Raw genomic sequence first — 15542 nt, 5'->3', positions numbered from 1 at the left:
CCGGGACGACGGCGCGGGGTTATTCACCGACCTGGACACGGGGCCGTGCACCGCATCGCCGACGGCCCGCCCCCGAACAACGGGGACGGGCCGTCACAGCACCACGCGCGGCGGGCGCGCCCTGCCTCAGGCGATCAGACCGGGGATGGTCCCCTCGTGCGCCTCACGCAGCTCGTCCAGCGCCACGCTGAACTGCCCCTGGACGTCGATGTCCGAGCCGTCGACCACACCGATACGCGTCGCCGGCAGCCCCCGCGCACCACACATGTCCGTGAACCGGAGCTCCTCGCTGCGCGGCACGGCGACGATCGCACGGCCCGCCGACTCCGAGAACAGCAGCACAAACGGGTCCAGCCCGTCGGGCACGACCAGGCGAGCGCCCTTGCCGCCGCGCAGACACGACTCCACCAGCGCCTGGATCAGACCGCCGTCGGAAAGATCGTGCGCCGCGTCGATCATGCCGTCCCGCGAAGCCGAGATCAGGATCTCCGCCAGCAGCTGCTCCCGGGCCAGATCGACCTTCGGCGGCAGCCCACCGAGGTGGTCGTGGACGACCTGCGACCAGGCCGAGCCGCCCAGCTCCTCCCGGGTGTCACCCAGCAGATAGATCAGATGGCCCTCGTCCGCGAACGCGACCGGCGTACGGCGGGTCACATCGTCGATGACACCGAGCACCGCCACCACCGGCGTCGGGTGGATCGCCACCTCACCGGTCTGGTTGTACAGCGAGACATTGCCGCCGGTGACCGGCGTGCCCAGGGTCTGACAGGCATCCGCGAGACCCCGCGTCGCCTCGGCGAACTGCCACATCACCGCCGGGTCCTCGGGCGAACCGAAGTTCAGGCAGTCGGAGACGGCCAGCGGCTTGGCACCGGACGCGGCGACATTGCGGTACGCCTCGGCCAGCGCCAGCTGCGCACCCGCATACGGGTCGAGCTTGGCGTACCGCCCGTTGCCGTCCGTGGCCACCGCCACACCCAGGCCGGTGTTCTCGTCGATCCGCACCATGCCGGAGTCCTCCGGCTGCGCGAGCACGGTGTTGCCCTGCACGAAACGGTCGTACTGATCGGTGATCCACGCCTTCGACGCCTGGTTCGGCGAGGCCACCAGCCTGAGGACCTGCGCACGCAGTTCCTCGGCGTTCGCCGGCCGCGCCAGCTTCGCCGCGTCGTCGGCCTGGAGGGCGTCCTGCCAGTCCGGGCGCGCGTACGGCCGGTGGTAGGTCGGCCCCTCGTGCGCGACCGACCGCGGCGGCACATCCACGATCTGCTCGCCGTGCCAGAAGATCTCCAGCTGCGAGCCCTCCGTCACCTCACCGATGACGGTCGCGATGACGTCCCACTTCTCGCAGATCTCCAGGAAGCGGTCGACCTTCCCGGGCTCGACGATCGCGCACATCCGCTCCTGCGACTCGCTCATGAGGATCTCCTCCGGCGAGAGGGAGGAGTCACGCAGCGGCACGGTGTCCAGCTCGACGCGCATACCGCCGGAACCCGCCGACGCCAGCTCGCTGGTGGCACAGGACAGCCCGGCGCCGCCGAGGTCCTGGATGCCGTCGACCAGGTTCTCCCGGAAGATCTCCAGGGTGCACTCGATGAGCAGCTTCTCCTGGAAGGGGTCACCGACCTGGACGGCCGGACGCTTCGCGGGCCCGGTCGAGTCGAAGGTCTCCGACGCCAGGACGGACACCCCGCCGATGCCGTCGCCGCCCGTGCGGGCACCGTAGAGGATCACCTTGTTGCCGGCGCCGGACGCCTTGGCGAGGTGGATGTCCTCGTGCTTCATCACACCCACGCACAGCGCGTTGACCAGCGGGTTCCCCTGGTAGCAGGGGTCGAAGACGACCTCGCCGCCGATGTTCGGCAGGCCCAGGCAGTTGCCGTAGCCGCCGATACCCGCGACAACACCGGGCAGCACCCGCTTGGTGTCGGGATGGTCCGCCGCACCGAACCGCAGCGGGTCCATCACGGCGACAGGGCGGGCGCCCATCGCGAGAATGTCGCGGACGATGCCGCCCACGCCCGTGGCCGCGCCCTGGTAGGGCTCGATGTACGAGGGGTGGTTGTGCGACTCCACCTTGAAGGTGACCGCGTATCCCTGGCCGACGTCGACGACGCCCGCGTTCTCCCCGATGCCGACGAGCAGCGCGTCGGTCTCCGGGGCTTTCTCGCCGAACTGCTTCAGATGGACCTTGCTGCTCTTGTAGGAGCAGTGCTCGGACCACATGACCGAATACATGGCGAGCTCGGCGCCGGTGGGACGACGGCCGAGAATCTCACGGATCCGCGCGTACTCGTCCTGCTTCAGGCCCAGCTCGGCCCACGGCTGGTCGGTGTCCGGCGTTTCGGCTGCGTGCTTGACGGTGTCCAGAGTCATCAGGCGTTGACCAGCTTCTTCAGGATCGAGGTGAAGAACCCGAGGCCGTCGGTGCGGCCCGTACCGACCAGCGGCTCGACGGCGTGCTCGGGGTGCGGCATGAGGCCGACGACATTGCCCGCCTCGTTGGTGATGCCGGCGATGTCGCGGAGCGAGCCGTTGGGGTTGCCGTCCAGGTAACGGAACGCGACCCGGCCCTCGGCCTCCAGCATGTCGAGGACCCGCTCGTCGGCGACGTACCGGCCGTCGATGTTCTTCAGCGGGACGCTGATCTCCTGGCCGGTCTCGTAATCCGTCGTCCAGGAGGTGTCCGCGTTCTCCACCCGCAGCTTCTGGTCGCGGCAGATGAAGTGCAGATGGTTGTTGCGCAGCATCGCGCCGGGCAGCAGATGCGACTCGGTGAGCACCTGGAAGCCGTTGCAGATACCCAGCACCGGCATTCCGGCCTTGGCCTGCTCGATAACGGGCTCCATCACCGGCGAGAAACGGGAGATGGCCCCGGCCCGCAGGTAGTCGCCGTAAGAGAAGCCGCCGGGCAGAACCACGGCGTCGACCTGCTTGAGGTCCTTGTCGCGATGCCACAGCGGCACCGCTTCCGCCCCGGCGACCCGGACCGCGCGCTGGGTGTCGCGGTCGTCGAGCGTGCCGGGAAAAGTAACGACACCGATTCGTGCGGTCATGAGTCGACCCGAACCGTGAAGTCTTCGATGACGGTGTTGGCGAGGAAGGTCTCGGCCATCTCCTGGATGCGGGAAAGGGCGGCGTCGTCGACGGGCCCCTCCACCTCGAGTTCGAAACGCTTGCCCTGACGGACGTCGGCGATCCCCTCGAAACCCAGGCGTGGCAGTGCGCGCTGCACCGCCTGCCCCTGCGGGTCAAGGATCTCCGGCTTGAGCATGACGTCGACTACGACGCGTGCCACTGGCACTCCCGGTGGTGTGGTGCGGCTGTGTTTCTCCGGGGAACCCCGGACCCCGATCGGTGTCCTCACAGTACCGTGTTCGAAAATCTACGCGCATAGATATCTAGCCGGTTCATCACGGTCCGGCATCGGCACGAGTGAGCGGTGGGGAAAATCCTCGAAAAGATCTAGGGTCCGCATTGCGGGATGACACGCTGACGAAATTAACTGGGCTTCACAATGCAATGCCCACCGCTGTACAAATGAAAAAGCATTGATTCCAATCAGCCGGATCTGCAGCAACACCCCACGTCAACACGGGACTGCTGCACGAAAGGACCGATATCCGTGGCGCAGCGAGTAGTAGTAACGCTCTCCGATGACATCGACGGAGGAGAAGCCGCAGAGACGGTCAGCTTCGGATTGGACGGGAAGTCGTACGAGATCGACCTCAATCCCGCCAATGCGAAGAAACTGCGCGGCTCTCTCGCTCCGTTCGTGGAAGCGGGACGCAAGCGCTCCAAGTCCGGCAAGGCCTACCACCGGACCGCGGTGACCCCCGACCCGGCCGCCGTCCGCGCCTGGGCCCGCTCCCACCAGATGGACGTGCCGCCCCGCGGCCGCATCCCGAAGAAGGTCTACGAGGCCTTCAACGCCGCCAACCACTAACCAACTTGCCGGCACTCCACGGTCCGCACGCAGCCGACTTGCACAGCACCCCTACTGATCAGCTAGAGTCTGGAGCACGCCGAGGGGCGAGGCCGAAAGGCCGAACCTCACGGAGTCACGCGGGTGTAGCTCAGTAGTAGAGCGCCCCCTTTCCAAGGGGGAGGCGCAGTGTGCAATCCCTGTCACCCGCTCTGACTGCTCAACCGGTCCAAAGGATCAGGTAGAGTAGCTGTCGCGCCGCTCGGTGAAAGCCGAGTGGATGCCTGCGGACGTAGCTCAGTTGGTAGAGCGCAACCTTGCCAAGGTTGAGGTCGCGAGTTCGAGCCTCGTCGTCCGCTCAGATAGAGAAGGCCCGGTCATCATGACCGGGCCTTCTTGGTATTCCGCCCCCTTCCTCCTGTTTCCTCCCCGCGGATCCACGGGGCGCCCCTAACCCCCTCCCCCGGCTGCCGACAACTGACATTTGTCATCCGCTGCGATGACAGGGCGCACTGCTCCAAACCTGGATCCGGCGGAACGCTGGATACATGAACATCGGGGAGAAAGACATCGGGGGGCCTGGCCCCAGCGGCGCCGACACCGACGCCAATGTGATCGACGTCACCGGGCTGCGCAGAAGCTACGGCGCGACCGGCCGACGTGCCCACGCGCGGAAAGGCTTCGAAGCGGTCCGCGGCATCGACTTCTCCGTCGGCCGCGGCGAACTGTTCGCGCTCCTGGGCACCAACGGCGCGGGCAAGACCTCCACCGTCGAACTGCTGGAGGGCCTGGCCGCACCGACCGCAGGCAAGGTACGGGTGCTCGGCCATGATCCGTACACCGAGCGCCGCAAGATACGGCCCCGCATCGGCGTCATGCTGCAAGAGGGCGGCTTCCCCTCCGAGCTCACCCCGACCGAAACCCTGCGCATGTGGGCGGGCTGCACCACCGGAGCACGCCCCATCGACGAGGCCCTGAGCTCCGTGGGACTGACACGACGCAAAGACGTACGCGTCAAGCAGCTCTCCGGCGGCGAACGACGACGACTGGACCTCGCTCTGGCACTCCTGGGACGGCCCGAGGTGCTGTTCCTGGACGAACCCACCACCGGACTGGACACCGAAGCCCGCCACGAAACCTGGGAGTTGGTCCGCGACCTGCGCGACTCCGGGACCACCATCGTCCTGACCACCCACTACCTCGAAGAGGCGGAGGAACTGGCGGACCGGCTGGCGATCTTGCACAACGGGCAGATAGCCGCCGCCGGCCAGGTCACGGACGTCGTCGCCACCCACCCCTCCCACATCGCCTTCGACCTGCCCAACGGCTACCACCTCGGCGATCTCCCGCCCCTGGAAAGCCTGGGCGTCATCGGACACGAGACAACGGGACGCAGGGTCCGGCTACGGACTGACGAACTACAGCGGGCCGCCACCGGACTGCTGATCTGGGCGCAGGACAAGGGGATAGAGCTGCACGGCCTCGACGTCCGATCCGCATCCCTCGAAGAAGCCTTCCTCGAGATAGCGAAGGGACTGGAGAACGCATGAGCACGAACACGATCGCAGCGACCACGGCCGAACGGGCGGAGGCGAATGCCGAGACCGGCTCCATGGCAAGGCTGACAGCCCTGGGCCGCGCGGAGTTGACACTGCTCTGCCGCAACAAGACCGCACTGTCCATGTCACTGGTCCTGCCCGTGGCCCTGGCTTTCGCCATGAAACAGACAGTCAGCGGAATGGACCTCGGCGGGACCGGCCTGTCGGTCGGAACGGTGCTGCTGCCCGCGACGCTCGGCTACGTCCTGATCTTCGCCGTGTACTCCAACCTCACCAGCGCCTATGTCGCGCGCCGCGAGGAACTCGTCCTCAAGCGGCTGCGCACCGGAGAACTACGGGACCTGGAGATATTGGCCGGCACCGCCCTGCCCTCCGCCGTCATGGGCCTTGCACAGTGCGCGCTGCTGGTCATCGTGGGCGGACTGGCACTGGATACGGGGCTGCCCACCTCACCGCATCTGCTGATAGCCGGACTGGTGATCGGCATGCTCGTCGTCGTGGCGTTCGCCGCGGCGTCATCGGCCCTCGCCAAGAGCGTCGAAGCCGCACAACTGGCGGTCCTCCCCCTCATGGTCTTGTCACTGATCGGATCCGGAATGGTTGTTCCGCTGGATGTACTGCCGGACCGTGTCGCCTCCGTACTCGAACTCCTGCCGCTGTCATCGGCGATGGAGCTGATACGCGCCGGCTGGACCGGCGGCCCCGATCCGGCGGCGACCACAAAGCTCCTGATCAACGGCTTTGTCTGGGCCGGGCTCGCAGTGTTTGCTGTGCAGCGGTGGTTCCGCTGGGAGCCGCGACGCTAGCGACACACGACGACGAAGACGACGGGGGAACGGCAGGCATGATCGGACGAGTGCGGACGCAGTGGCGGAGCCGGAGCCGGTTGGCCCAGGTCGACACGTACTTCCGCTGGACGCTGTACCTCCTGCCGTGGTTCACCGCGATCGGCGGAGTGGCCCCCATCATGGGCAGGACCACCGGCGGCGAGCCCCTGGCGGTCGCCCTGGCCAGCACGGCCCTGGCGCTGAACGTGACTCAGGGGTTCCTTGCGATCAGGCTGTTCGACCGCGCACTGCAGCGATACCTGAAACAAGGCGAGACACCCCTCAGCCTCATGATCGTCTCGGGTGTACTGACGCTGACAGCCGAGATCGCTCTGTTCGCACTCCTCGCCGTCAGAGGAATCGGCGACGAGGACGCCATGGCCACGGTGATCCTGGCGGCGGCCGCGACCCTCACCCCGTTCTTCAAGGCCTACAGCCTGCTCGTTTCCAAGCGGAGGTATATGGCATCGCTGGCCGGCGCGGACGCAGGGCTGATCCTGGTGGCCGGCCTGCTGACCCAGGGGTGGCTCGCCGGGGCGATGCTGGCGCTGCTGCTGACAACGGCCGCGCTGTGGAGCTTTGTCATAGCCCGACCGTCCGGGTGGATGCTCGCCGTGATCTGGGAACTGGACGTGGCGCGCAAGACCCAGGCACAGCTGGCGGTCGCCGAGGAACGACTGCGCTTCGGCCGGGACCTGCACGATGTGATGGGCCGGAATCTGGCGGTGATCGCCCTGAAGAGCGAGCTGGCCGTCCAGCTGGCCCGGCGGGAACGGCCGGAAGCGGTCGCGCAGATGGTGGAGGTGCAGCGGATCGCACAGGAATCGCAGCGGGAGGTACGGGAGGTGGTGCGCGGATACCGGAAAGCCGATCTCCAGGCGGAGTTGGCCGGCGCGCGCTCCATACTCCGCGCAGCGGGGGTCGACTGCCAGATCGAGGGAGAGGAAGGTATCCAACTGCCGGCAGAGATGGAGTCGGCACTCGGCTGGGTGGTCCGCGAAGCCACCACGAACGTCCTGCGGCACGCCGCCGAAGCCCGCCACTGCGTCCTCCGGACCCGCGTCGACCGGGATCGCGACGTACTGGTGATGACCATGGACAACGACGGCGTCGTGACGCTCCCGGGCGATGCCACCGCACCACAGCCCGGAAGCGGCCTCAAGGGTCTGCAAGAACGCCTCGACCCGCTGAACGGAACCCTGGCATCGGGCCCCTGCGCAAAGGGCTCGTACCGCCTGACCGTCGAACTCCCGGTGGCCACGGAGGGGGACACACGGCAGCGAGGACCGCGGCGTGGGCTGGGCACGAAGCGGGCCGGACGAGTGGAGCGGGCGGCGACCCGGGGGCCGGGCGCGGAAGGGGACGGACGGGGGCAGCGGGAAGCGTCGCGCGGGGTGGGCACGACGAGGAAGGCACGGAGGGCAGAAGGCATCGCGGGGGCCGGGCGCGAGGGGGAGGCACGGGGGCTGGGGACGTCGCGGAGCATGGGCGTTGAGGAGGGGTGAGGGCAGGGGACGGGGGCCGGGCTCGGGGGCCGGGGCCATCGGGGCCGGGCATCGGGGCTGAGGGGGGCTGCGGCCGGGGGGACTGGGGGCCGGGGGCATCGGGGCCGGGGATGGGGATACGGGTAGGGCTGGGGATGGGACGGGGATGGGGATGGGGTCCGGGGGCGGGCGGGGTGGGGGAGGGGGAGGGGAAGCCAGGTGAGTGACAAGGTGATTCGGGTGCTGCTCGCGGACGACGAGCATCTGATCCGCGGCGCCCTGGCCGCGTTGCTGTCGCTGGAAGACGATCTTCTGGTGGTGGCGGAGGCGGCGTCGGGGCCGGAGGCGCAGGCGATGGCGCGGGCGCATCGGCCGGATGTGGCGGTGCTGGATCTGCAGATGCCGGGGGCGGACGGTGTGGCGGTGGCCACATCGTTGCGGGGTGATGTGCCGGGGTGCCGGTCGATGATCGTGACGAGTCATGGCCGTCCGGGGCATCTGAAGCGGGCGCTGGAAGCCGGGGTGCGGGGGTTTGTGCCGAAGACGGTGTCGGCGCAGCAGCTGGCGGAGATCATTCGGGCGGTGCATACCGGAAGGCGTTATGTCGACCAAGAGTTGGCGGCGGACGCGATCAGCGCGGGGGATTCTCCGTTGACGGTTCGGGAGGCGGAGGTGCTGGAGTTCGCCGAGGCCGGGGCGCCGGTCACGGAGATCGCGGAGCGGGCCGCGCTGTCTCCGGGGACGGTGCGGAACTATCTGTCGTCGGCGACCGCGAAGCTGGGTGCGGAGAACCGTCATGCGGCGGCGCGGCTCGCACGCGAGCGGGGTTGGCTATAGTGGACCTCGCACCGCGACACCGGCGACTGGTTTCAGGCGCTCTGTGCGGAGCATGCGGACGTAGCTCAGTTGGTAGAGCGCAACCTTGCCAAGGTTGAGGTCGCGAGTTCGAGCCTCGTCGTCCGCTCAGCGAAAGTCAGAGAAGGAAAAGCCCCGGCCGATGGATATCGGCCGGGGCTTTTTCGTGTGTCCGCTTGGCGTGTCCGCTGGTGTGTCCGCGCCCGCGGGTTACGACCAGTTCTGGCCGGTGAGGCGCTCGTAGGCCTCGATGTATTTGGCGCGGGTGCGGTCGAGGACGTCCTGCGGGAGGGCGGGCGGCGGCTGCTCGCTCGTACGGTCCCAGCCGGCGGCGGGCGAGGTGAGCCAGTCGCGGATGATCTGCTTGTCGAAGGACGGCTGGGCGCGGCCGGGCTGCCACTGGTCGGCGGGCCAGAAGCGCGAGGAGTCGGGTGTCAGGACCTCGTCGGCCAGGGTGAGGGTGTCGCCGTCGAAGCCGAACTCGAATTTGGTGTCGGCCAGGATGACGCCGCGTTCGCGGGCGATGTCGCGGGCCCTGCCGTAGATGGCGAGGGTCGTCTGGCGGAGCTGGGCGGCGACCTCGGCTCCGACCTGGCGGGCGGCCTCTTCGTAGGAGACGTTTTCGTCGTGGTCGCCGACGGCGGCCTTGGTGGCCGGGGTGAAGATCGGCGCGGGCAGTTCGGAGCCGTTGACCAGGCCTTCGGGGAGGGCCAGGCCGCAGACGGTGCGGGACTGCTGGTATTCGACGAGGCCGGAGCCGGCGAGGTAGCCGCGGGCCACGCATTCGACGGGGACCATGGCGAGGGAGGTGCACACGAGGGTGCGGCCGGCCCAGTCGGCGGGGGCGCCGGCCGGGACGTCGGTGGAGATGACATGGCTGGGGGCCAGGTCGGAGAGCTGCTCGAACCACCAGAGGGAGAGCTGGGTGAGGATGCGGCCCTTGTCGGGGATCTCGGTGGGCAGCACCCAGTCGTAGGCGGAGGTGCGGTCGCTGGCGACCATGATCAGTTCGCCGGCGGCGTTCTGGTAGAGGTCGCGCACCTTGCCGGTGTGCAGGTGGGTAAGCCCCGGGACCTGTACGGGCTCGGGCTTTTCTACGAATCCGGACACGCTGCCTCCGCGTAGGTTGATCCAGGGGTCGTGCCGATTCTCCCGTATGCGGGGGCGGGGTGGTGCCGCAGGGTCGGTGGGGCGCGGCGGGGCCCGTCGGGGGGAGCGTCCGGGTGCCTCTAGTCGCGTTTGCAGATGCGGTCGAGGAGGTTGGCGGTGGCGCGTTGGATGCGTTGGTCGACGTGGCCGGGGCGGTCGAGGGCTGGGGACCAGGCGAAGGTGCCGGAGGAGAAGACGAGGGCGCCGCTGGGGGCTCGGTAGAGGGAGGTTTCCTGGTGGCGGCGGGTGCCGTCGCTGTCGCGGTAGGGGGAGTGGGCGAGCAGGATGCGGCGGGTGTGGTCGGGGAGGCTGGTGCGGGGGAAGTAGCGGTCGGCTTCGCCGGCGACGAGGCCGGGGAGTTCGTCGCCTTCGTGGGCGCCGGTGGCTTCCCAGAGCCAGTGGTCGCCGTTGCGGACGACGAGGGGTGCGGGGTCGGGGACGCGGCCGGCGTATTGGATGCCCATCAGTCGCTGTTCGGCGTCGCCGAGTTCGCGCCAGAGGGCGGGGCGGCCGGGGCCCTGGCGTTTGCGGCAGCTGAGGAGGGAGTGGGGTCCGGAGGGGGACGGGGAGAGTTCGACCTGCCAGTACATGGTGTTGGCGGAGAGGAAGACGAGGGAGGTGCCGGTGTCGCGGGCGCTTTCGACGGTGCGGCGCATGGGCACCGACCAGTATTCGTCGTGGCCGGGGAAGACCAGGCCGCGGTAGCGGGTGGGGTCGACTAGGCCGGCGTGCAGGTCGCGGGCGTCGGCGTAGGCGAGGTCGTAGCCGTAGCGTTCGGCCCAGCGGATGAAGTCGTAGGCGTGGCCTACGTGGAGGGGGAGGCCGGCGCCGGCGTAGGGGCGGTCGAAGGAGACGGTGGTGGCGGCGTCGCGTTCGCCGAGGAGGGCGCCTTTTTCGTCCCAGGCGTGGTAGAGGCTGGCGCCGGTGCGGCCGTCTTCGGGGTAGAGGTTGTAGGCCTGCCAGGTGATGTCGGGGAGGAGCAGGAGCAGATCGGCGGGGTGGTCGTCGCGGACGGTGAAGGGGATGTGGCTGCGGTAGCCGTCGGCGGTGGTGAGGACGGCGACGTAGGCGCCGAGGTTCCAGTAGGTGGGGACCTGGAGGCGCCAGGAGAGCCACCAGTGGTGGCAGGAGACGGTGCGGTCGGCGGTGAGCGGGGAGGGTTGGACGATGCCGGCGAGGCGGGGGCTGGTGGTGATTTTGGCGGCGCCGGCGCCTCCGTAGTGGCCGATGCGGTAGATGTCGATGCTGAAGGGCTGGGGTGGGTCGACGGAGACGCGGAAGTCGATGGGTTCGCCGGGGGCGACGGCGCCGGTGCTGGCGAAGCCTTTGATCTGGCGGTGGACGTCGTCGGCGCTGCGTGGGCCGTTGTGGTTGCGGGGTGCGGGGACGCGGAGGTCGCCTTGGGCGAGGGCGGCGTCGACGTACCAGGGGACGACCTGGCCGTTGTCGAAGTAGTTCTCGCTGCCGCGCAGCCAGGGCACGGGGCCTTGGCCGAACGGGTCCGTGACCGCGTGGGCGAGGGCGCCCGATTCCCATCGCCTGATCTGTTCCGTCGCCACCTTCCACTCCCCTCCCGCGTCCCCCATGGCCGCGGCCGACCGGCCGTTGGTGGTTCGTGGTGGATGAACCCGGCCCTCCTCAGCACATCACATTACGCACTCACTTCGTCACCCTTCGTCGTGAATTCGGGGGAGCTCACCCCGAAAAATGAGCTGGAGGGGAACACCTGGCCGAGGTGTCGGGGGGTGTGAGCGGGTGCGGCGGGGTTCACACCAGCCGGACTGGCTTTTCGGGGCGTACGCCGACGGTGGTGAGCCAGCCGCGGAGGGGTTCGGCGTCGCCGTCGTCGACGAGGCTGAGGACGGGGCGGCCGAGGTCGGAGCGGCGGGTGCCGTCGATGAGGAGTGCGGGGCCGTCGAGCCAGTCGAGGCCGGGGGCGGCGCCGGCGGTGTCGACGGCGGCGCAGCAGACCATGGCGGTGACGTGGTCGGCGAGGAGTTCACGGCCGGTGCGGGGGGGTTGGAGCGGGACGAGCGGGAGGCCGCCTTCGGCGAGGCCGTCGCCCCAGGCGACGCCGGCGGCGGTGTCGTGTGCGGAGGTGCCGCGGGCGGCGTGGCGGGCGGCTTCTTCGCGTTCCTCGCGTTCGACTTCGGCGCCGAGGCGGGCGGCGACGAGGTCGCCGGTGTGGTGGTCGCGGGCGAGTCGGTCGATGACGCGGGCGAGGGTGGGGCCGGTGGGCGGCGGGCACGGTTCGGTGGTGGGGAGGGTGGCGGGCGGGTGGTCGGTGGGGTGGTGGGTTCCGGGGTGGTGGCCTGCGGGGGTGCGGGCGCTGGTGTGGGCGTAGGAGAGGGGGCGGGTGGCGGGTTGCCGGGCGGTGGTGTGGGCGGTGGTGGGTGCGGGCGCCGGGTCGGTGGTGGCGGTTGGGGTGCTTGTGCCGGCGGGGGTGCTGGCTGTGGGGGCGGTGCCCGGGGCGGGGGTGGTGCCGGGTGTCGGTGCTGTTGCGGCGGCTGTTGCGGTGTCCGTGGTGGACAGGCCGGTGGGATAGGGGTCTCCCCTGCTCGAACCCAGTTGAGAGCTTGGGGAAAGGTCGTCGAGGACGCGGTGGAGGCGGGCGGCTTCCAGGCGCCATTTCCGGTCCACGACTTCCTGCGGGTATTGGTTCCAGCCGACGGGTGACCAGTCGGGGCCGGGTTCGGCCGGGCCGCCGTGGAAGAGGCGGGCGGCCAGCAGGGAGGCGGCGCGGTCGATGTCGCCGGGTTCTTCCAGGAGGTCGCAGGCGGGGCGTTCGCCGAGGCGGGAGGCGAAGCCTTCGGCGAGGCGGTCGCGGCGGGAGAGTTCGGTGAGCGCGGAGACGACGCCGGCGTCCAGGCGGGAGGGCCAGCGGCCCATTCGCCAGGCGGGCAGTGCGACCCGGGTCAGCAGGCGGTCCCAGCCGGCGTAGGCGAGGCCGACCTGTTCCTGGGCGACGATCCGCAGGCCGTAGTCGACGCCCTGGGCGCGCTCGGAGGCGGCGGCGGCGACGCCGCGTTCCATGATCGTGGCGTGGTCGCGGCAGGCGCGGAGGAGGAGTCGTGCCACCTGGCCGACGAGGCGGAGCGCGAGGCGGCGGGGTCCGCTCCGGGCGCGGGCGGCGACCGCGACGGCGGCGTCGAGGCCGCGGATGAAGCGGCGGGCGGCGGCTATGTCGGGGTGGGCGGACGGGCCGGTGCCGGCGACGACGGGGGCGAGCAGGGCGCGTAGTTCGGCGACGCGCATCCACCACAGGAAGGGTGAGCCGATGACGAGGACCGGTGCTTCGGGTTCTCGGCGTGCTCGGTGGGCGGGATGGGGTTCTTCACTGCTCGAACTCGGTGCGGAGCTCGGGGAGGGGTCGTGGTGGGGCGGGGCGTGGGCGCGGTGCGTACGGTCCTCGAGCCAGCTGTCGCAGTCGGGGGTGAGGGCTATCGCGGAGGGCGGGGGGACTTCGAGGCGGTCGGCGAGGTCGCGTACGAGGCGGTAGAGGTCGGGGGCCGATTTTTCGGCGATGGGGACGGAGGGGCTGAGGGCGGGTCTGGCGCGGGCGACGACCGTGGCGACCAGTGCGGTCAGGAGGAGGACGGCCACGGCGAGGCCGCTCACGGTCCAGCGGACCGCGGGCCAGCCGCCCCAGGAGGCGCCGGGGCCGCCGATGTGTCCGGTCGCGCCGCCGACGATCAGCACCACGGCCACGGCCGCCGGCAGCAGCGCCACGGCGAGTGCCGTGCCGCGGATCCGCAGCACCGCGAGGGCGCGGGCACGCGCCGCCAGGACGCCTGTTTCCGGATCTGCCACGAGCCTGTACACCCCCTGCTGTCCTGATGGAGCCGGACGGAGACGACGGAGAGAACACGGAACGGAACAGTGGTAGGTGGGAACTCCGCTGCGGGCCTGCTGGATGCGGGCGGCCGCCGTGGGCGTTGCTCACTCCCCCACCACTGTCGCACTGGCCACTGACATCGCAATGCCGGTGAGCCACTTGCCGGACGCCGCCGCGGCAACCGTGCCGGATTCCGGCGCGGCGACCGCAGGACGCTTGCGCGGCACCCTAGTTGGGGGGCTGGCTCACGTCAGCCGGATACCCGGTGCGGTCACTCGATGGAATGGCTTTGGGTAAAGGCGGGAACGGGTGGCGGGCGGCCCGCTGTCACGGGGGCACGTAAGCCGCATGACGGCTGTATGACGCAAAGCGGGCGGAGGCTCGCGGATACCCCGCGGTGGCGGATACACCGCGGCCCCGGTGGCCCGTCCCATCGGAATGGGCACCCGGGGCGGCGGCCTGCCTGTGTGGAACCCCTACGGCCTACGCCGATTGCCTACGGGCCGCGTCAGGCCTGCGGAGCGGCCTCGTCGCCCGCCCCCGCCGCGGCCTCCGCGACCTTGGCGGCGATGTCCGTCCGGTGCTGGGAGCCGTCCAGCGAGATCCGGCCGACGGCGCGGTAGGCGCGCTGCCGGGCGGTGGTGAGGTCGGAGCCGGTGGCCGTGACGGACAGCACCCGGCCGCCCGCGCTGAGCACCGCGCCGGACCCGTCGCGCTTGGTGCCCGCGTGCAGGACGTACGCCTCGGGGGCGTCGTGCTCGGCGACGTCGGCGAGGCCCTCGATGGGGTCGCCGGTGCGCGGGGTGTCCGGGTAGTTGTGGGAGGCGATGACGACGGTGACCGCGGCGCCGTCGCTCCAGCGCAGCGTCGGGAAGGTGCCGAGGGTGCCGGTGGCGGCCGCGTGCAGGAGGCCGGCCAGCGGGGTCTTGAGGCGGGCGAGGACGACCTGGGTCTCCGGGTCGCCGAAGCGCGCGTTGAACTCGATCACACGGACGCCGCGCGAGGTGATCGCCAGGCCGGCGTAGAGCAGCCCGGAGAAGGGGGTGCCGTGGCGGCGCAGTTCGTCGACCGTGGGCTGGAGGACGGTGTCCATGACCTCGTCGACCAGCTTGGGGTCGGCCCAGGGCAGCGGGCTGTAGGCGCCCATGCCGCCGGTGTTGGGGCCGGCGTCTCCGTCGTAGGCGCGCTTGAAGTCCTGGGCGGGCTGGAGGGGGACGACGCTCTCGCCGTCGGTGACGGCGAAGAGGGAGACCTCGGGGCCGTCGAGGAACTCCTCGATGACGACGCGGTCGCAGGCGTTGGCGTGCGCGCGGGCCTGCTCGGCGTCGTCCGTCACCACGACGCCCTTGCCGGCGGCCAGGCCGTCGTCCTTGACGACGTACGGGGCGCCGAACGCGTCCAGGGCCTCGTCGATCTCGGCGGCGGTGGTGCAGACGTAGCTGCGGGCGGTGGGTACGCCGGCGGCGGCCATCACGTCCTTGGCGAACGCTTTGGAGCCCTCCAGCCGGGCGGCCTCGGCGGAGGGGCCGAAGACCGGGATGCCCCGGGCGCGTACGGCGTCCGCGACGCCCGCCACCAGGGGCGCTTCGGGGCCGACCACGACCAGGTCGGCCTCCAGGGCGGCGGCCAGTTCGGCTACGGCCGTGCCGTCGAGGGCGTCGACGGCGTGCAGTTCGGCCACCTCGGCGATGCCGGCGTTGCCGGGAGCGCAGTGCAGCGCGCTGACGTCGGGGTCGAGGGACAGAGAGCGGCACAGGGCGTGTTCGCGGGCGCCGCCGCCGATGACGAGGACCTTCACGCAGGGCAGCCTAGACGAATGCACCAAGGGGCCGAGCGGCGGGCATGCCCCGATCGCACAAGGGGGCGCGGCGGCGGGAAGCCGCCGGGCTCGGTCCGCCGCGGCGGTGG

General features: G+C 70.4%; 12 protein-coding genes and 3 tRNA genes. 8 read left to right on the top strand and 7 right to left on the bottom strand.

The genetic code is table 11. The features are described from left to right. Positions 1-126: 126 nt before the first annotated feature. The 3 genes from purL to purS are packed head-to-tail and all read right to left on the bottom strand — an operon-like array spanning position 127 to position 3298. Positions 127-2376: a phosphoribosylformylglycinamidine synthase subunit PurL gene (gene purL, locus FCH28_RS35385; RefSeq protein ID WP_136744517.1), complete on the bottom strand. Its 2250-nt coding sequence runs from the start codon at positions 2374-2376 to the stop codon at positions 127-129. Next, positions 2376-3056, bottom strand: a complete 681-nt coding sequence (gene purQ, locus FCH28_RS35380; RefSeq protein ID WP_136744516.1) for a phosphoribosylformylglycinamidine synthase subunit PurQ — start codon at positions 3054-3056, stop codon at positions 2376-2378. Before purQ ends, purL begins: the two co-directional genes overlap by 1 nt. Continuing rightward, on the bottom strand, positions 3053-3298 hold the full coding sequence (gene purS / locus FCH28_RS35375; RefSeq protein WP_136744515.1) for a phosphoribosylformylglycinamidine synthase subunit PurS: 246 nt from the start codon (positions 3296-3298) through the stop codon (positions 3053-3055). The genes purQ and purS overlap by 4 nt, the downstream gene beginning before the upstream one ends. Positions 3299-3625: 327 nt before the next feature. On the opposite strand from purS, the gene FCH28_RS35370 reads away from it, so the two are divergent. The 8 genes from FCH28_RS35370 to FCH28_RS35335 all read left to right on the top strand — a co-directional run bounded on the left by FCH28_RS35370 (position 3626) and on the right by FCH28_RS35335 (position 8759). Further along, on the top strand, positions 3626-3946 hold the full coding sequence (locus FCH28_RS35370; RefSeq protein ID WP_136744514.1) for a histone-like nucleoid-structuring protein Lsr2: 321 nt from the start codon (positions 3626-3628) through the stop codon (positions 3944-3946). 119 nt (positions 3947-4065) lie between these two features. After that, a tRNA-Gly gene (locus tag FCH28_RS35365) sits at positions 4066-4137 on the top strand. A gap of 74 nt (positions 4138-4211) precedes the next feature. Beyond that, positions 4212-4284, top strand: a tRNA-Gly gene (locus tag FCH28_RS35360). 189 nt (positions 4285-4473) lie between these two features. Continuing rightward, positions 4474-5475 (top strand): ABC transporter ATP-binding protein, encoded by a 1002-nt coding sequence (locus tag FCH28_RS35355; protein ID WP_136744513.1) that lies wholly within the window; start codon positions 4474-4476, stop codon positions 5473-5475. Next, positions 5472-6290 carry an ABC transporter permease gene (locus FCH28_RS35350; RefSeq protein WP_136744512.1) on the top strand — a complete coding sequence of 273 codons (819 nt, stop codon included), beginning with the start codon at positions 5472-5474 and terminating at the stop codon, positions 6288-6290. The genes FCH28_RS35355 and FCH28_RS35350 overlap by 4 nt, the downstream gene beginning before the upstream one ends. A gap of 38 nt (positions 6291-6328) precedes the next feature. Then, positions 6329-7816 (top strand): sensor histidine kinase, encoded by a 1488-nt coding sequence (locus tag FCH28_RS35345; protein WP_246103477.1) that lies wholly within the window; start codon positions 6329-6331, stop codon positions 7814-7816. A 213-nt stretch (positions 7817-8029) separates the two neighbouring features. Continuing rightward, entirely contained in the window at positions 8030-8632 is a 603-nt protein-coding gene (locus FCH28_RS35340) for a response regulator transcription factor (protein WP_136744554.1), read from the top strand. A 54-nt stretch (positions 8633-8686) separates the two neighbouring features. Further along, a tRNA-Gly gene (locus FCH28_RS35335) sits at positions 8687-8759 on the top strand. 101 nt (positions 8760-8860) lie between these two features. Here FCH28_RS35335 and FCH28_RS35330 read toward each other — a convergent pair. From FCH28_RS35330 to purD, 4 genes are all read right to left on the bottom strand, one after another. Next, positions 8861-9760 (bottom strand): phosphoribosylaminoimidazolesuccinocarboxamide synthase, encoded by a 900-nt coding sequence (locus FCH28_RS35330; RefSeq protein WP_136744511.1) that lies wholly within the window; start codon positions 9758-9760, stop codon positions 8861-8863. A gap of 119 nt (positions 9761-9879) precedes the next feature. Continuing rightward, positions 9880-11358 carry a N,N-dimethylformamidase beta subunit family domain-containing protein gene (locus tag FCH28_RS35325; protein ID WP_136744510.1) on the bottom strand — a complete coding sequence of 493 codons (1479 nt, stop codon included), beginning with the start codon at positions 11356-11358 and terminating at the stop codon, positions 9880-9882. A gap of 208 nt (positions 11359-11566) precedes the next feature. Beyond that, positions 11567-13609: a M48 family metalloprotease gene (locus FCH28_RS35320; RefSeq protein ID WP_169314334.1), complete on the bottom strand. Its 2043-nt coding sequence runs from the start codon at positions 13607-13609 to the stop codon at positions 11567-11569. Positions 13610-14142: 533 nt separating this feature from the next. Continuing rightward, positions 14143-15432, bottom strand: a complete 1290-nt coding sequence (gene purD / locus FCH28_RS35315) for a phosphoribosylamine--glycine ligase (protein ID WP_136744509.1) — start codon at positions 15430-15432, stop codon at positions 14143-14145. Positions 15433-15542 lie beyond the last annotated feature (110 nt).

Source organism: Streptomyces piniterrae (assembly GCF_005048155.1).
Taxonomy (GTDB): Bacteria; Actinomycetota; Actinomycetes; order Streptomycetales; family Streptomycetaceae; genus Streptomyces; species Streptomyces piniterrae.
Note: the sequence above shows the minus strand (reverse complement) of the source record. Positions and strands in the feature narration are given on the sequence as shown.